The organism is Halobacillus andaensis (assembly GCF_014636475.1).
GTDB classification, from domain to species: domain Bacteria; phylum Bacillota; class Bacilli; order Bacillales; family Halobacillaceae; genus Halobacillus_A; species Halobacillus_A andaensis.
The window spans coordinates 398,924-416,155 of sequence record NZ_BMEL01000003.1; the positions used below are offsets into that span (position 1 = coordinate 398,924).

The window sequence follows — 17,232 nt, forward strand, 5'->3', positions numbered from 1 at the left end:
CGATCATCCCTTATCGAATCGTGTTCAATGATAAAATAAACCAAGTAAAGTAGGCGGCAAGACCAATCAACAGGATTTTCACAAAAAATAAAGGAACGACAAACAACGCAGAATACAGGATGGAAACCCATAAAACCGTGACCCCGACAATTTTCGCTTTAAGTGGGATCCCACGGTGTTTGCGATAATCTTTAATATAGTGACCAAAATATTTATTCTCCAGCAGCCACCAATACATGCGGTCCGAACTGCGAAAAAAACATGCGGCAGCTAAAAGCAATAAAGGTGTGGTTGGAATTAACGGCAGCACGATGCCAAGGATCCCAATTGCTAAGGACAGCCAGCCGGAAATAAGAAGGAGCACTTTTTTTACGTTACTCATAATTAAATTACCTCACTACACTGAAGTCATCTTCTACCTTACCATAACAGGCGTTTAAAAGGTGAAATGCGTTGCAAAGCAATGAGTCTATATCCAATAAAGCACTCCAATGACTAGTAATATAGCCAGAACTGAGCTGGCACCCATCTCCCCTGCAGCATGAAAACCCGACTTTGCATTCCCTTTTCGATAAATATAATGAACTAATAAATATGTGCTCACGCCCATAAAACCCATGATCCCTATTTCCAAGTTCAATAACTCCTCCAGTAAAGGGTTTGTGATCCACCCAACAGATAACAAGATGATAAAAAAATAAAGATAGATCCTTTCCAGCTTCTCCACCGTTTCTTCCCCCTTCTCAACCGGTACACTACATGTCCAAACTGGCCTTTCAATACTTCAGAAGCACCAAGCAGTATCAACGTGCCGATTATGGGGCCAACCGTTCTTTATTTACATCCATTTCATTATGACTTGTAGACCTAACACGGGATTTCGTATATTAACTAAGGTTTGGACTATCATTTCTAAATTTTCTCTATTTAACTTTTCAGGGGCAATCTGCCAAGTAAGATCCAACATTTCTATGATTTCGATTAATAAATTCTGTTCATCTTCATTTCCTGACATCTGCCAGCGACTAACGTCCCACACCCATAACTTTATTTCCGATAGACTTAGAGAATGGGATAAAAAAGCAGACAGTACTTGAATGACTCCTTGCCGTGAGACGTAAAGCTCCGCTTCATCCACATCTTCGTAAAACCAGCTAAGCAAGTGATAGATCCGTCGATATCTCTCCATATGTCTAAGAGAAATCCTCGTTTCGTTTTCTACCCGCGATACTACTTCTTCTCTGCCTGTCCTACCATCTGCATAGCTTTGCAACAGAGGCAGTACAACCTGTTTCTCCCTCATATTATCTCTTCCTTAATCATTTTGCTTTAAACGATTTTATGCTGTCATCATAAATGTAGCAATTACTGAAACGATCGGAATACTTGACGTCAGCGCGATTCCAATAAAGGTAAAGGTTGTAATCGCCTGCTTTTCCTCATTCTGCCCCGTTCCAACGGTCAGCGTTTCTTTGTTGGTTAAGACCATATTAATCACACCAAAGAGAAATATAGCCGCAATGATTAGGAGGGGCAAAGCCGCTTCTGTCCCTGACAAAGCCTCAGATAAAGAATCAATCATTAAAAATCCAATCACAATTAAGATCACCGGAATAATTTCAACAATGGCTACACTTATGAAAAAGCGGCTGTTCTCTTTTTGCATGGCCTCCGCTCTTATCGGTGTCTTATTATCCATTTTCCTTTGAATGTCATTCATAAATTTTTTAAAACAAAATACAATTCCAACGACAGCAATTAGGCTTGCAGCTACAAAAATCCAGCTAGGTTTTAACATGTTATCCTCCTTAAACTTCTACTTTCGCGTATGTAATATTTTTGTTATTTAATTGACACATTTGACCCTAACATCTATAAAATTTTTCATCAATAGTCCCTATCTAAGAAATCTTAAATTCACATAAATAAAAAGGTGTTTTATAGAGCATATGATAAAATAAACACATCTCTAATTTAGGGAGCAACCAGGAATTTTAGGAGTGGACAATTAATGGATAAAAAAGACATAGCCGGCATCCGCAGACAACTTAAAGTGGATAATGACTTACTGAAGATCACTGACATCTTTAACGTATATATCATGAAGGAAACAACAGACATTTATCATCACCAGAGCCAGCCGTTCGAAATGCTGGACACCGATCAACAGGAACTGTTCATGAATAACTTTAAAAAAGTACTGTCCGGCCAGCTGGATGAAAAATTATTTGAACTGAAATTTCAGCGTGACGCCGAGAACAGCAGTCAATTTATTTTACATAAAGGGTTATTAAGCAGTGAGGTCGAGGATTGGAAGGAACAGATGCTGCAGATGACAGAGAAAATGATTAAAGACCATCCATACGAAAAGGATGTTGTTATCACGTTCATTCGTGCTGAATACTTGAAACCTATGAAAAGCCGCAATGATGAAGCGGAGGAAAGTGAACGGGATGCCGTTTACTCCAATCCCTTTATTCTTTGCAGCATCAACAAAACGGAAGAGCCCAAAAAAGAAATACAGTTCGACTATGTGGAAAAAGAATTTAAATACAAGATTGAAGTGGATCCAATTATTGATTTAAAAAACCCAATGTCTGGATTTCTTTTTCCTACGATCACCGATGGAGCTTCAGACGTAAACCATGTGTTATATGCGGCAGGGAAAGCCAACGAGCCTGATTATCGGTTTATCGAAGAGGTATTAAACGGAGAAGAGATCATGACCGCGAAGGAAGACAAAGCGGTATTCGAGGAAGTCATTAAGGATGTCGTAGGGGACCAGCTCAATCCCTCCACCCTCGCCAACGTCTATGGAGAAATCAATCGTGTCGTTGAAGAAAATGAAGAAGAAGAAGCACCGAAGCTGGATTATAAAGACGTAGAACGTGTTCTGACACAAAGCGGTGAAAAAGTAGAGTCAGAAAAAATTAAAACGGCCTTTCAAAGAGTGACCGATGACGAAGGGTATGAGCTGAAAGCAAGCAGCATCGTACCGAAGTACAAATCAAAGTCTATCAAAATTAATACAAAGATTGCCAATATATCGATCAGTCCACAGGACCTGGAATATGTAAGACAGGTTAATTATAAAGGGAAACGCTGTATAATGATTGAAATTGAAGAAGACGCTGAAATTGATGGGTTTAAGATGCTGCCTGAAGCGTTCGGTGAATGATTTTTGATGAAGCAGAACAGGCTGGGACAAAACTGAATAAATCATAAAATAATCCGAACGATTTTCTAGAAATCAGTTCGGATTATTTATGTTAAAGCGAATTTACACCTCGCTCCGTCAAAATACTTCGCTTTCCTGCGGGATCTTCGGCTCGCGCTGTTCCCACAGGAGTCTGCGTATTTTGACTACGCTAATGATCTGACTTTATACTAATATTCTCATTTTGACATCACGGTTTTATTTATGTCCCAGCCACTTTGTAGTTGATTACAACTATACCTACCTCATTGCTGACTAACAGGGAAGGTCAAGTTCCTCACTCATCTAACTCTACAACTCTGGCTACTCTCCCCTCACATCTTTTGCACTTACCTCCCAGAATGATACCGGATGAGTGATTACAAATTCTTTGATAGTGGATACACCGCTGCAATTTGATCAATAAACGTTATTAATAAGTTTACTTCCAATATCTTTAGGTAATGAAACCCATTTTTGGTTTGCTTCCATTATTATTTACCCTTTTTCATTAAGCATTAATAAAGTAGTAACGTTTCTTATCCTCCATCCTCACCCTCACCGTTTTAACCTAATAAAACTAGTATATTTTATAAAAACTCTCCCCTTTCACAAAGTTATCCGCAGCCCCTCATCCTCCAGAAATTCGGAAACCATTCTTTAAAACCGATAAAATATACTATAAATTCAGTAATTTTGTTAAACTAATAGATAGACACCCATAATTTCTGCCACAATAACTTTCACACCTCTTAGAAGTTCATGCAAATCTATCATTTTCTCTACTGCCTAATTGAAAATAATTTCAAGAAACTGAGTATCTCGCTTTCAATTTAATTGCTTATTTATTATAATTATAATCTGAGAGCGATTATTATTTTATTTTTCACATAAAGAAAGGGGAATGAAACATGGACAAGAATGAAATGCATGAAAGCCAGGCCGGAAAGTGCCCCGTATCACACGGAAAAACGGAGGAAGAAAATGCGATCACGACCTCTAAGGTTGGTACAACCAATAAAGACTGGTGGCCAAACCAGCTGAATCTGCACATTTTACATCAACATGACAAGAAGACGAACCCAATGGGTGAAGACTTCAATTATGAAGAAGAATTTAAAAAGCTGGACTATTACGAACTGAAGCAGGATCTTCATGAGTTAATGACAACGAGTCAGGACTGGTGGCCTGCTGACTATGGACACTATGGCCCACTATTTATCCGTATGTCCTGGCACGCAGCCGGTACGTATCGTACAGGCGATGGCCGCGGGGGCGGTGCCACTGGTACACAGCGTTTCGCACCACTGAACAGCTGGCCGGACAATGCGAACCTTGATAAAGCGCGCCGTCTGCTATGGCCGATCAAGCAAAAGTACGGAAACAAGATTTCCTGGGCTGACTTGCTTGTACTGACTGGGAATGTTGCGCTTGAATCCATGGGCTTGAAGACATTCGGTTTTGCCGGAGGACGTGAAGACGTTTGGCACCCAGAAGAAGATGTCTATTGGGGAACTGAAAAAGAGTGGCTTGAGGACAACCGTTACTCAGGCGACCGCGAGCTGGAAAGTCCGCTTGCTGCCGTCCAGATGGGTCTCATCTATGTAAACCCTGAAGGTCCAAACGGAAATCCTGATCCACTGGCAAGTGCACAGGACATCCGTGAAACATTTGCCCGCATGGGAATGAACGATGAAGAAACCGTTGCCTTGATCGCCGGCGGTCACACATTCGGTAAAGCTCACGGTGCCGGTGATCCTGATAAGGTTGGCGCGGCACCAGAAGCAGCTGATATTGAAGAACAAGGCTTAGGCTGGAACAGCACGCACGGAAGCGGTAAAGGCCGTGACACGATCACGAGTGGTGTAGATGGTGCATGGACAGCGAATCCGACCGTATGGGATAACGGGTACTATGATTTATTATTCGGCTACGAATGGGAGCTTACAAAGAGCGCTGCAGGTGCCAATCAGTGGGCTCCGGTAAACCCTAAAGAAGAAGATTTAGCACCAGATGCAGAAGATCCTTCTGTCCGCGTTCCTACGTTTATGACAACAGCCGATATGGCGTTACGTATGGACCCAGATTATGAAAAAATTTCACGCCGCTACCATCAAAACCCGGATGAATTCGCAGATGCCTTCGCGCGTGCATGGTTTAAGCTTCTTCACCGTGACATGGGGCCTAAATCAAGATACCTCGGTCCTGAAGTTCCAGAAGAAGATCTCATCTGGCAGGATCCGATCCCAGAAGTTGACTATGAATTGTCAGACGCTGAAATTAAAGAGCTGAAAGCGAAGATTCTTAATACAGGATTGTCTGTCAGCGAACTCGTTTCAACAGCATGGGCTTCTGCCAGTACGTACCGCGGCTCCGATATGCGTGGTGGTGCGAATGGCGCCCGCATTCGCCTTGCCCCTCAGAAGAACTGGGAAGTGAACGAGCCAGAGAAGCTTGAAAAAGTACTTGCTGTCTACGAAGACATCCAAAGCAATCTCGATAAGAAAGTCAGCATCGCTGATTTAATTGTCCTCGGCGGAAGTGCAGGTGTAGAAAAAGCTGCAAAAGATGCAGGTGTTGACATCATCGTTCCATTCGCTCCAGGACGCGGCGATGCGACTCAAGAAGAGACAGATGTTGAAAGCTTTGAAGTATTAGAGCCGATGGCAGATGGTTTCCGAAACTATGAGAAGAAGGCCTACACACTGAGCCCAGAGGAATTGTTAGTAGACAAAGCTCAGCTGCTTGGCCTCTCTGCGCCGGAAATGACGGCACTGATCGGCGGGATGCGTGTACTTGGGACAAACTATAAAGGCACAAACCACGGCGTATTCACAGACCGTGTCGGCACACTTACGAACGACTTCTTTGTCAACCTGCTTGACATGGGCATTGAATGGAAGCCGTCAGAATACAACCTTTACGAAGGACGCGACCGCCAAACAGGTGAGCTCGTGCGCACAGCTACACGTGTAGACCTCGTATTCGGTTCAAACTCTGTCCTGCGTGCTCTTGCCGAAGTATATGCACAGGATGATAATAAGGAAAAATTTGTGCGTGACTTCGTGAATGCATGGGTTAAAGTGATGAACGCGGATCGTTTTGATCTTAAAACGAACAGAGACTTGATGATGTATAACGCATAATGAAAAACACCTTACCTGGATGCTTGAAGCGGATTGTTCGCTTCTGAGGCATCGGGTAAGGTGTTTTTTTATTTTGTGATGGGAAAATTAAAAAACGTCGCGTAATTTACTACTTTCTTTTTAACCACGCCACACACTCTACATGATTCGTCTGCGGAAACATATCAACTGGCTGAACTTCTTTTGTCTCATATCCTCCATCCTCAAGAACACGCAAGTCACGCGCAAGTGTTGATGGATTACAGGAGACGTACACGATACGTTCCGGCCCCATATCCAGCATCGCCTTCAACAGTTCCTCATCGCAACCTTTTCTTGGCGGGTCAACGACAATCACATCCGGCTGCAGGCCCTGGCTGCGCCACCATGGCATAATTTCTTCGGCTTGTCCGACGTAGAATTCGGCGTTGTCCATTTTATTTAAGCGGGCATTCTTCTTTGCATCGGTTACAGCTTCAGGTACCACTTCTACGCCGTACACCTTCTTCGCTTTTTGAGCTAAGAATAACGAAATCGTGCCAATACCGCAGTAAGCGTCGATGACGGTTTCTCCGCCACGCAGGTCGGCATATTCTAGTGCCTGGTCGTAAAGCTTTTTCGTCTGGGTCGGATTGACCTGGTAAAAAGACTTTGGCGAGATCATAAACTTTACGTCGCCGATGGTGTCGTAAATGTATTCATCGCCCCACAGCACTTTCGTTTCTTTTCCTAAAATGACATTGGTGCGACCGCTATTTATGTTATGAACGATCGACTTCACATTCGGGAAAGCGTCACGAATTTCATCGATGAGCTTCTCGTGGTGAGGAAGTTTTTTTGTGCGAGTGACGAGGACGACCATAATGTCCTTCGTCGTTTGTCCGGTGCGTACCATAATATGACGCAGCACGCCGCGATGGTTTTCTTCATCATACGCATCAATTCCAAGTCGGCTCGCGATGCGGCGGACCGTTTCCACCATGCGGTCGTTCATTTCGTCTTGAATTAAACATGTATCCATATCAATGATGTTGTGGCTCCGCTTCTGATAAAAGCCTGTCATCAGCTGGCCGTCTTCTTTTTGCCCGACGGGAATTTGGACTTTGTTACGGTAGCGCCAAGGATCGGCCATACCGACCGTTTCATGAACGGGAACGTGATCCAGGTGTGCGACTTTCTTCATCGCGTTTTTCACTTGATTGCGCTTCATCTCAAGCTGCATACTGTAGCTCATATGCTGCAGCTGACAGCCTCCACACTGGTAATATACGTCACAAGGCGGCTCCACTCGTTCGTTGCTGGACTCTTCCACTTCCAGCAATTTACCGAAGCCGAAATTCTTTTTCACTTTCACAACTTTGACTTGTGCCTTCTCTCCAGGCAAGCCATACGGTACGAACAAAGGATAACCATCCACTTTGCCGACGCCATTTCCTTCATGGGTAAGATCTTCAAAAGTTAATTCGATCGTTTGGTTTTTTTGTACAGGCGGCTTTGGTTTTGCCATTCATTATCCGTCCTTTTCATTTCGTAGCTGGGTAGTTCCTATTATAACAAAAAACGCTACCGTCACTAGAACGGCAGCGTTTACGGTTAACAATTATCTTCTGGCTTTGATGAAAATTTATCCTCTGGAACGAAAAATTCCATGTGGCGATATAGATTGACGAACTCTCCAGGGAGTAACCCGCCAAACTCTCCATCAATGTTTAACTGCATTTTTTCCTCAGTATGAACCTTCACACGGCTCGCTGTCGTATGAATGAATTTTGGGTGATTCAAATGGTTTCCTTGAATGGCTAGGGTAGCTAAACGAACAAACTCGGCAATGTTCATTTTTTCAATGATCATTAAATCAAAAACACCGTCATCCATTTTTGCTCCAGGTGCCAGCTTCTCTAGTCCGCCTACGGAATTCGTATTAGAGACGAGAAACAGCATGACCTCACCTTCAAATATTCGTCCATCATATTCCATTTCAACATAAGTCGGCCTTAAGGAAGGAAGCATTTCAATGCCTTTTAAATAATAGGCGAGCTGTCCAATCATCGTTTTCAGTTTGCTAGGCACTTCATATGAAATTTCGGTGATTTTACCGCCGCCGGCAATGTTCATAAAGTAATGGTCATTCACGCGTCCAATATCAAGGGGCGTTGAATAATCTTCTAAAATGACATCTACGGCTTTATGAATATTTCGCGGAACGCAAAGAGCGCGCGCAAAGTCATTCGTTGTTCCCACGGGAATAATGCCTAGCTTCGGTCTAAACTCCTGCTCCGCTATTCCATTAATTACTTCATTAATTGTTCCATCTCCGCCTGCAGCCACAACGACATCAAATTTTCTCTCCACAGCTAATTTAGCCGCTTCTGTCGCGTCGCCTGCACAAGTCGTAGCATGAGCTGATGTCTCATAGCCAGCTTGTTCAAAGCGCTGCAAAATATCGGGAAGAACTTTCCTTATAATCTCTCTTCCAGAGGTCGGATTATAAATAATACGGGCACGTTGCATAGTATGACCCCCTCATCCATCATGCTCAAATAACATCATAGCTCTTTTTGCGTCATTTGAAAACATTTTTGTATTCCATATGAAAAGCACGCACGGTGAGTGCGTGCTCTCATTGTGGACGGAGAGGGCCGTACCCTCGCCGTACTTTATTTAGCGTTTATCCATTTCTTCTAAAATAATCTTATTTACCATTGGCGGATTGGCTTGCCCTTTCGTTTCCTTCATCACTTGACCTACAAGGAAACCAAGCGCCTTATCCTTACCATTTTTATAATCTTCAATGGACTGCTGGTTGTTATCAAGAATGCCTGTAATAATTTCGCGCAGCTGACCTTCGTCAGATATTTGAACAAGGCCTTTGTCTTTCACGATTTTCTCTGGATCGCCGCCTTTTTCAACGAGATCCCCGAAGACCTTCTTCGCGATTTTAGATGAAATCGTTCCATCTTCAATTAGCTTCGTCAGCTTCGCTAGTCCTTCAGGTGTTAAGGCAAGGTCGCTAAACTCTTTAGCATGCTTGTTCATATAAGCAGAAACTTCACCCATCAGCCAGTTCGAAGCCTGTTTGATGTCGCCGCCGGCTTCAATCGTTTCTTCAAAGAAATCGGACATTTCTTTATTATTTGTTAGAACCTCAGCATCATACGCTGGCAGCTTCAACTCTTCAATGTAACGTTTCTTACGAGCATCCGGAAGCTCAGGAATTTGGCTGAAGATACGGTCTTTCCAAGCTTCATCGATGTGAAGAGGCACAAGGTCAGGTTCTGGGAAGTAACGGTAGTCATCTGATCCTTCCTTCACACGCATTAAGATCGTTTCCTTCGTTTGCTCATCGTAACGGCGCGTTTCCTGAAGAATTTCTCCTCCGGATAGAAGAACTTTTTCCTGACGCTTCTCTTCAAACTCTAACCCTTTTTGGACAAAAGAGAACGAGTTTAAGTTTTTAAGTTCGGTCTTTGTCCCAAATTCTTCTTGGCCGATTGGACGGATGGAAAGGTTCGCGTCACAACGCAGTGATCCTTCTTCCATCTTACAATCAGAAACGCCTGTATATTGAATAATATTTTTCAGCGCTTCTAAATAAGCATATGCTTCTTTCGGTGAACGAATGTCTGGCTCGGACACAATTTCTACCAACGGCGTACCTTGACGGTTAAAGTCAACAAGAGAATAGCCATCGTCACTGTGCGTCAGCTTACCAGCATCCTCCTCCATGTGCAGACGAGTAATACCGATGCGCTTCTTCACCCCATCGACTTCAATATCAATGTAGCCATTTTCCCCAATCGGCTGATCAAACTGAGAAATCTGGTACGCCTTCGGGTTGTCCGGATAGAAATAGTTCTTACGGTCGAACTTCGTGTCCGTTGCAATCTCACAATTCAGCGCCATAGCGGCCTTCATTGCGTAATTTACGGCTTCTTCGTTCAGAACAGGAAGAACTCCCGGGTACCCAAGGTCGATCGGGTTAACGTTTGTATTCGGTGAATCCCCAAACATGTTTGGAGAAGGACTGAAAATTTTAGATGCTGTTTTTAATTCAACGTGGACCTCAAGTCCAATCACTGTTTCAAAATTCATTAGCGCGCACCTCCAAGGGACGGACGTTGTTTATGGAAGTCTGTCGCCTGTTCATAAGCATGAGCAGCACGATAAACGCTGCTCTCATCAAAGTGTCGGCCGATAATTTGCAGGCCGATTGGTAATCCATCAGATGAGAAGCCACAAGGAACAGAGATTCCTGGCACACCAGCTAAGTTGACTGGAATGGTTAAGATATCGTTCGCATACATCGTTAGTGGATCATCAATGATCTCTCCAACTTTAAACGCTGGGGTAGGCGTGGTCGGCCCTACAATGACGTCATAGTCTTCAAGAACTTTTTCGAAGTCGTTCTTAATTAATGTACGAACTTGCTGGGCTTTTTTGTAATACGCATCGTAGTAACCAGAGCTAAGTGCAAAGGTTCCAAGCATGATACGTCGCTTCACTTCGTCTCCAAAGCCTTCAGAACGGGAACGCTTGAACATATCAAGCATCGTTTCCGCATTCTCCGTGCGCTGTCCGTATCGTACACCATCAAAGCGGGCAAGGTTAGCGGACGCTTCTGAAGAAGAGATCAGGTAGTATGTCGCTACGGCGTATTTAGAGTGAGGCAGGGATACTTCGTCCCAAGTCGCTCCAAGCTCTTCATACTTTTTAAGTGCGGCTTGAACGGCCTCTTTCACTTCAGGTGCTACACCTTCGCCGAGATACTCTTTAGGTACGGCAATTTTCAACCCTTTTACATCACCTGTAAGAGCGTCTGTATAGCTTGGGACCTCAACGTTCGCGGAAGTGGAGTCCATATTGTCATAGCCTGCGATGGTTTCTAGCAGGTACGCGTTGTCTTCAACAGAGCGGGTAATCGGTCCGATTTGGTCTAAGGAAGATGCGAATGCAATTAAACCAAAACGGGAAACACGGCCGTAGGTAGGTTTTAGGCCGACAACGCCGCAGAATGCCGCTGGCTGGCGGATGGAACCACCTGTATCAGAACCAAGTGAAAATGGTACTTCGCCGGCAGCTACAGAAGCAGCTGATCCACCGCTGGATCCGCCCGGGACGTAATCAGTATTCCATGGGTTACGTGTCGTATAGTAGCTGGAGTTTTCATTGGAAGAACCCATGGCAAACTCGTCCATATTCAGCTTACCGATGGTTACAGATTTCGCTTCGTTCAGCTTATTCACAACGGTCGCATTGTAAAGCGGATCCTCGAAGTTATCAAGAAACTGGCTGGCTGCCGTGGTACGCAAGCCTTTAGTAACGATGTTATCCTTAACACCAATTGGCAGACCAAAAAGCTTAGCCGCATCATCGCCGCGCGTTTCATCTAGTTCAGCTGCTTGTTTTAGGGCAGCTTCTTTATTTAATGTAAGGAAGGCTTTGACTTGATCGTCCACTTCCTCAATTCGATTGTACGATTCATTGACTAAATCCGTTACAGTAATTTCTTTACTATGTAGCTTATCTTTCAACTCACGTAAAGAATGTTCAAACAAAGACATGAAATACCCTCCCTATTCCAAAATGGATGGGACTTTGAATTGTCCATCCTGATGATCTGGTGCGTTTTTTAATGCATCTTCTTTTTCAATCCATTTCTTCGGTTCATCTTTACGCATGACATTCTGCAAATCAAGAACGTGTGTCGTCGGCTCTACGCCTTCAGTATCCAGTTCATTCAATTGCTCAGCGTACGTAATGATATCGTCAAGCTGCTTCGTGAAAAGATCAGCTTCTTCTTCCTTAATAGAAAGACGGGCCAAGTGAGCCACGTGTTTCACTTCTTCTTTACTAATTCGGGACATGTCATTACCTCCATTCGATCTCACATAATATATGATCATACCAAAAATCTATTTTCATACGCAACGTACAGCTTTACACCCTTCCTATCATAACATAAAGCGAAACTTCATTCAGGGGGTTTTTCCTGAATGTTAGTTGAGCCAATCGGGCGCAGGGATTCTGACATTTGAGATGTTTTTTCTGACATTTGGAGCGTTTTTCCTGATATTTGGGCTGGTTTTTCTGACATTATTAGCGTTTTTTCTGACATTATATGAATTAATTCTGACATTTACAAAAAGTCCAGCCTGTATCTCCTTCCTTTCGTTTTTCCCACTGGATTCAACGATTGGATAATGCTCCTTGCTATTCTTTCAGAGTCAATTTGTAAGAACCAGCGCAACTCTCGATTTGTAATACTCTCCTCCACCAGCAGCCGGTAATCCCGCAAGCTCTCTATGTGGGCATCCGCCGAAACATATCCACAGTAAGTACACTTCCACTTACCGTACCCCCTCAACATAGGCAGAGTGCTGCAGCTTGAGCAATGCACGCCCACCCGCAGTTCTTCTTTCTTTATTTTATACTTTTGAAGCAAATCAATTTTGCGTGGTACGTGAGCCTGTTTCAGCTCTTCACCCATACGTAGTAACTCATTTTGCCCTAGCACTCGCTGCGCATACTTACTTTCCAGCTCATTTATTTTAAAAGGAAGATAGGCGCTGTGGATGACGGAGGGGTTGGAAGTATGAATAATAGTAGAGGGTTTACTTATGACGATGAGGGTTTCAATGGGGAGTTCAGTGTATTGATGTGCGTTGAGCCATTTTCGCAAATAATTTTTTTGCCTTCTCACTTGCAGCAAAGGGTCGAGAAATGCTTCTTCTTTTCCATCGAGCGTGCGAATCATCTGATGCCGCTCTTCATCAAAGGTTAAAGTGCCGGTAAAATTCTTCACTTCGATGATCGTTATAAAATTGTCTGCTAGGAGCAGGGTGTCCAGCTGTACGAAAAGTTCATCAACGGCGAACCGGATATCATGGAGGATATGAGAATGAGGAGGTATTTGCTGGAGGTGATAATTCAGGGCTTCTTCTCCACGGAACCCTGCTCTCGCCAGTAAAAGGTCTTTTTCAATTTCATCTCTTCTCAAATTCGCCCTTCTCTGCAGTGCTTCGAGTGCTAGCATCTGGTCCGGCTTTCTTCTTTCTTTTACAATCATGGCTTTCCTCCTCTTTTTGGTACCAGGTACCGGCAATGTTCTTTATTATCATAGCAAAAAAAGATCTCCAGCGATGAGCTGGAGATCTCCTTCTGTTCTATTATTTACGAACTGCTTCTTCAAATTCTGCAATAACTTCTTTAGGTGGTGTACCTGCTAAACTTACTAAGATCGCAGCAATACCACTTAAGATAAAGCCTGGCAGCAGCTCATAAAGGTCGAAAATACCGCCGCTTAAGTTAGCCCAAAGGATAACGGTGATCGCTCCAACGATAATACCAGCCAGCGCGCCGTTACGTGTAATGTTTTTCCAGAATAGGGACAGCACAATGATAGGACCGAATGCTGCACCAAATCCTGCCCAAGCATAGGAAACAAGCTCGAGTACTGTACTATCTGGATTACCTGCAAGCAGGAGAGCGATAAGTGCGATACCTGCAACAGCGATACGTCCAACCCATACAAGCTCACGGTCAGAAGCATTTTTACGGAAAATCGCTTTGTAAAAGTCTTCTGCCAGAGCGGAAGATGATACGAGCAATTGAGAGTCAATTGTACTCATAATAGCGGATAGAATCGCAGCTAACAAAATACCTGCAATAATAGGGTGGAACAAGATTTGAGAGAACGCAATGAAGATCGTTTCAGGGTTATCGAGCATCTGAACGCCGCCCTCATTTACTAGTGAAGCACCAAAGCTGCCTAATCCCTCTACTTCATTTGTTGCCATGTAAGCTAGTCCAAATAAACCTGTGAAAATGGCACCGTAAAGACCGATAACCATCCACCCAATCCCGATTAAGCGTGCTTTTGGCACGTCGTTAGGTGAACGCAAAGCCATAAAACGTACGACAATGTGAGGCTGACCAAAGTAACCAAGTCCCCATGCCAGAGAAGAAATAATGGCTAGTGCACCTACACCTTGCACCATTTGCAGGTGTCCTGGTTCAATTTGACCTACTGCATTGATCGCTTCACTAAAACCACCCAGCTCCTGGGCTGCCACAATTGGAACGGCGATTAAAGCTAAGAACATTAAAATACCTTGTACGAAGTCCGTCCAACTAACGGCTAAGAATCCGCCAAGGAAAGTATAAGAAATGGTTACAATTGCACCAATCCATAAAGCCTGAGTGTAAGATAAATCAAACGATGCCTCAAAAAGTGTAGCGCCGGCTACTAGTCCGGACGATGTGTAAAAAGTAAAGAATACTAAAATTACAAGTGCAGAAATGACACGTAAGATATGAGAGTGATCGTGAAAACGATTCTCCAAATAGTCTGGAACAGTAATTGCATCCTGAAAGACTTCGGTAAATACACGAAGACGACGCGCTACAAACTGCCAGTTTAAGTAAGCACCAATGGCTAAACCTACACCGATCCATGCTTCTGCTAAACCTGAAGCATAAATAGCACCCGGTAAACCTAATAGTAACCAGCCACTCATGTCTGATGCTCCGGCACTAAGTGCGGCTACTCCTGGAGTTAATCGACGACCACCTAATACATAATCAGATAAATCGCTTGTTATACGGTATGAGGCAAAACCAATCAACAACATACCAATGAGATAGACGATAAACGTAATTAAAGTTGCTGAACCCATGTTTTTTTATTCGCTCCTTCCGGTAAATAGTGTGATTAATGATAGAATAATTAAAATTGGCATTGGTACAAACAGCCAAAACCATGATGCGCCTGAAAGTGAATATTGTCCTGCAGCGGTAGCTAGTTCAAACACGATGTCACCTCCAATTTTTGTATTATACACTTCTATGCAATATTAAAATAATTCAGAATGCCTGCAAATCAGGCACAGAAGTGAAAAAAGCCAAACACAGGTACAACTATATCATAATATAATTGTTAGAACATTGCAAAAATTATAATATTAACGTTTTTGTGTATAATTATACACATTATCAGGTCATATGCATAAATTTTTACGATATAGATGATATCTATTCATTAAATTTTATAAATAAAAATTTCATCCAGCAGTTATATTTATTCTGTAAAGGGGCTTTTTTCCTAAATCGAAAGGCTGCATCTTCCTTATGTATAGTTATCTTCAAACTTTACGATTTTATCAACAAAAAATATAAAACAACGAGGCCATATTTTATCATAAAAAGAGAGCGGCCATAAAGGCAGCTCTCTTAATCGTTAGTTACAACATTTCGGAAGTTGTTTTTCCTTGCATATGGTGAATCAAGTAATCAGGTCCTCCTGCTTTTGAATCGGTTCCTGACATATTGAAGCCGCCGAAAGGATGATATCCCACAATGGCAGCTGTACAGCCGCGGTTAAAGTATAAATTTCCAACGTGGAAATCTTCACGTGCTTTTTCTTGATTTTGACGATTGTTTGTAATGACAGCGCCTGTTAAGCCGTACTCCGTATTGTTCGCAATATCAATCGCTTCGTCAAATGTCTTCGCTTTCGTAAAGCCGACCACAGGGCCGAAAATTTCTTCTTGCATAATACGGGCGTCTGGAGCTAAATCAGCAAACACAGTCGGCTCAATAAACCAGCCTTTACTGTCATTTCCTTTTCCTCCTGTAACAAGCTTGCCTTCCTGTTTACCAATTTCAATGTAGTTTAAAATTTTATCATAAGCTGCCTGATCAATAACCGGCCCCATATACGTGTCGTGCGCCGTTGGATCACCATAGGATACACTTTCTTTCGTTTTAGCTGCCACTTTATCCAGCAGCTCATCATAAACATCTTCATGAGCTACAACACGTGAACAGGCGGAGCATTTTTGGCCTGAAAAACCAAAGGCTGAATAAGTAATCGCATCAGCTGCTAATTCTAAATCAGAATCTTTGTCCACAACGATGGTATCTTTTCCACCCATTTCAATGATCGTGCGTTTTAGCCATTTCTGTCCTGGGTGTACCTTGGCTGCACGTTCAAAAATACGTGTCCCTACTTCTCGAGAACCAGTGAAACTTACGAAACGAGTACGGGGATGATCGACAAGGTAGTCGCCTACTTCTTTTCCGCTTCCCGGAATATAGTTAATCACTCCAGCTGGAAGACCTGCTTCCTCTAAAACTTCCATCATTTTATACGCAATGATTGGAGTCGTGCTGGCTGGTTTAAGAAGAACCGTATTTCCTGAGACCATGGAAGCTACTGTTGTTCCACACATAATAGCGAATAAGAAGTTCCACGGTGAAATAACCACGCCCACGCCAAGTGGTATGTAATGGAATCGGTTATTCTCTATTGGACGAGAGTTAATTTCAACCCCTTTATCGATTTCAAGCATTTGACGACCATAGTATTCTAAGAAATCAATTGCTTCTGCTGTATCTGCATCAGCTTCCTTCCATGGCTTTCCGCCTTCTTTTACAAGATGAGCGGTAAACTCATGCTTGCGGCGGCGGACAATGGCTGCTGCACGGAACAAAATGTCGGCACGAAACTGTGCTTTTGTCTTGCGCCACCAATTAAAGGTATCATCTGCAATTTGGTGTGCTTTTTCAGCTAGATCTTGATTAGCTTTTGCTACGTATCCAATCACTTCTTTTTTATTAGCCGGATTGACCACTTTTATTTTGTCATCCGTCATGATCCGTTCTCCACCAATAATTAAAGGATATTCCTTTCCTAAGTCTCCTTCGACCTGCTTAATTGCATCTTCTAGAGCTTTACGATTTTCCTCCACACTAAAGTCTGTAAATGGTTCATGTTTGTAAGGTACTACCATGTAAAACCGCCTCCTCATTCTGTAGGGTTAGACGCTTTATTTTTTGAAAATTATTACGTTAAGCGCTTCCACAAAATATTTTATCGTATGTTTATTGTTTCTTCAAATTATTTCAATTAAA

The 17,232-nt window shown here is 43.0% G+C and carries 14 protein-coding genes; 2 read left to right on the forward strand and 12 right to left on the reverse strand.

The features are described from left to right. Nucleotides 1–10 precede the first annotated feature (10 nt). The 4 genes from IEV27_RS13300 to IEV27_RS13315 form a co-directional block, all read right to left on the reverse strand. A complete protein-coding gene (locus tag IEV27_RS13300) occupies nucleotides 11–382 on the reverse strand; it encodes a YbaN family protein (RefSeq protein ID WP_188377983.1) in 372 nt (123 codons plus the stop codon). 87 nt (nucleotides 383–469) lie between these two features. Further along, nucleotides 470–727 (reverse strand): hypothetical protein, encoded by a 258-nt coding sequence (locus tag IEV27_RS13305; protein ID WP_188377984.1) that lies wholly within the window; start codon nucleotides 725–727, stop codon nucleotides 470–472. Between the two features lie 111 nt (nucleotides 728–838). Next, nucleotides 839–1,303, reverse strand: a complete 465-nt coding sequence (locus IEV27_RS13310) for a hypothetical protein (protein WP_188377985.1) — start codon at nucleotides 1,301–1,303, stop codon at nucleotides 839–841. A gap of 36 nt (nucleotides 1,304–1,339) precedes the next feature. Further along, complete coding sequence (locus IEV27_RS13315) at nucleotides 1,340–1,798, reverse strand: hypothetical protein (RefSeq protein ID WP_188377986.1); 459 nt, start codon at nucleotides 1,796–1,798, stop codon at nucleotides 1,340–1,342. A 213-nt stretch (nucleotides 1,799–2,011) separates the two neighbouring features. Here IEV27_RS13315 and IEV27_RS13320 point away from each other — a divergent pair, with 213 nt between their 5' ends. Beyond that, nucleotides 2,012–3,178, forward strand: coding sequence for a DUF4317 domain-containing protein (locus IEV27_RS13320; protein WP_188377987.1), 1,167 nt, complete (start codon nucleotides 2,012–2,014; stop codon nucleotides 3,176–3,178). Between the two features lie 929 nt (nucleotides 3,179–4,107). Next, the gene (katG, locus tag IEV27_RS13325) at nucleotides 4,108–6,342 is read left to right on the forward strand and encodes a catalase/peroxidase HPI (RefSeq protein ID WP_188377988.1); all 2,235 of its coding nucleotides are present in this window, start codon (nucleotides 4,108–4,110) and stop codon (nucleotides 6,340–6,342) included. A gap of 109 nt (nucleotides 6,343–6,451) precedes the next feature. On the opposite strand, the gene rlmD is transcribed toward katG, so the two are convergent. The 8 genes from rlmD to pruA all read right to left on the reverse strand — a co-directional run bounded on the left by rlmD (nucleotide 6,452) and on the right by pruA (nucleotide 17,111). Next, nucleotides 6,452–7,828, reverse strand: coding sequence for a 23S rRNA (uracil(1939)-C(5))-methyltransferase RlmD (rlmD, locus tag IEV27_RS13330; protein ID WP_188377989.1), 1,377 nt, complete (start codon nucleotides 7,826–7,828; stop codon nucleotides 6,452–6,454). Between the two features lie 86 nt (nucleotides 7,829–7,914). After that, complete coding sequence (locus IEV27_RS13335) at nucleotides 7,915–8,832, reverse strand: diacylglycerol kinase (RefSeq protein WP_188377990.1); 918 nt, start codon at nucleotides 8,830–8,832, stop codon at nucleotides 7,915–7,917. 150 nt (nucleotides 8,833–8,982) lie between these two features. Next, nucleotides 8,983–10,413, reverse strand: coding sequence for an Asp-tRNA(Asn)/Glu-tRNA(Gln) amidotransferase subunit GatB (gene gatB / locus IEV27_RS13340; protein ID WP_188377991.1), 1,431 nt, complete (start codon nucleotides 10,411–10,413; stop codon nucleotides 8,983–8,985). Further along, nucleotides 10,413–11,882, reverse strand: a complete 1,470-nt coding sequence (gene gatA / locus IEV27_RS13345; protein WP_188377992.1) for an Asp-tRNA(Asn)/Glu-tRNA(Gln) amidotransferase subunit GatA — start codon at nucleotides 11,880–11,882, stop codon at nucleotides 10,413–10,415. Before gatA ends, gatB begins: the two co-directional genes overlap by 1 nt. A 12-nt stretch (nucleotides 11,883–11,894) precedes the next feature. Then, the gene (gene gatC, locus IEV27_RS13350; RefSeq protein ID WP_188377993.1) at nucleotides 11,895–12,185 is read right to left on the reverse strand and encodes an Asp-tRNA(Asn)/Glu-tRNA(Gln) amidotransferase subunit GatC; all 291 of its coding nucleotides are present in this window, start codon (nucleotides 12,183–12,185) and stop codon (nucleotides 11,895–11,897) included. Nucleotides 12,186–12,457: 272 nt separating this feature from the next. Further along, a complete protein-coding gene (locus tag IEV27_RS13355) occupies nucleotides 12,458–13,387 on the reverse strand; it encodes a nuclease-related domain-containing protein (RefSeq protein WP_188377994.1) in 930 nt (309 codons plus the stop codon). Nucleotides 13,388–13,487: 100 nt separating this feature from the next. Then, nucleotides 13,488–14,996: a sodium/proline symporter PutP gene (putP, locus tag IEV27_RS13360; RefSeq protein WP_188377995.1), complete on the reverse strand. Its 1,509-nt coding sequence runs from the start codon at nucleotides 14,994–14,996 to the stop codon at nucleotides 13,488–13,490. Between the two features lie 564 nt (nucleotides 14,997–15,560). After that, on the reverse strand, nucleotides 15,561–17,111 hold the full coding sequence (gene pruA, locus IEV27_RS13365; RefSeq protein WP_188377996.1) for an L-glutamate gamma-semialdehyde dehydrogenase: 1,551 nt from the start codon (nucleotides 17,109–17,111) through the stop codon (nucleotides 15,561–15,563). Between the last annotated feature and the right edge of the window lie 121 nt (nucleotides 17,112–17,232).

Coding starts and splice junctions, on each gene's coding strand:
- IEV27_RS13300 (WP_188377983.1), bottom strand. CDS start 382: ATGAGTAACGTAAAAAAAGTGCTCCTTCTTATTTCCGGCTGGCTGTCC.
- IEV27_RS13310 (WP_188377985.1), bottom strand. CDS start 1,303: ATGAGGGAGAAACAGGTTGTACTGCCTCTGTTGCAAAGCTATGCAGAT.
- IEV27_RS13315 (WP_188377986.1), bottom strand. CDS start 1,798: ATGTTAAAACCTAGCTGGATTTTTGTAGCTGCAAGCCTAATTGCTGTC.
- IEV27_RS13320 (WP_188377987.1), top strand. CDS start 2,012: ATGGATAAAAAAGACATAGCCGGCATCCGCAGACAACTTAAAGTGGAT.
- katG (WP_188377988.1), top strand. CDS start 4,108: ATGGACAAGAATGAAATGCATGAAAGCCAGGCCGGAAAGTGCCCCGTA.
- rlmD (WP_188377989.1), bottom strand. CDS start 7,828: ATGGCAAAACCAAAGCCGCCTGTACAAAAAAACCAAACGATCGAATTA.
- IEV27_RS13335 (WP_188377990.1), bottom strand. CDS start 8,832: ATGCAACGTGCCCGTATTATTTATAATCCGACCTCTGGAAGAGAGATT.
- gatB (WP_188377991.1), bottom strand. CDS start 10,413: ATGAATTTTGAAACAGTGATTGGACTTGAGGTCCACGTTGAATTAAAA.
- gatA (WP_188377992.1), bottom strand. CDS start 11,882: ATGTCTTTGTTTGAACATTCTTTACGTGAGTTGAAAGATAAGCTACAT.
- gatC (WP_188377993.1), bottom strand. CDS start 12,185: ATGTCCCGAATTAGTAAAGAAGAAGTGAAACACGTGGCTCACTTGGCC.
- IEV27_RS13355 (WP_188377994.1), bottom strand. CDS start 13,387: ATGATTGTAAAAGAAAGAAGAAAGCCGGACCAGATGCTAGCACTCGAA.
- putP (WP_188377995.1), bottom strand. CDS start 14,996: ATGGGTTCAGCAACTTTAATTACGTTTATCGTCTATCTCATTGGTATG.
- pruA (WP_188377996.1), bottom strand. CDS start 17,111: ATGGTAGTACCTTACAAACATGAACCATTTACAGACTTTAGTGTGGAG.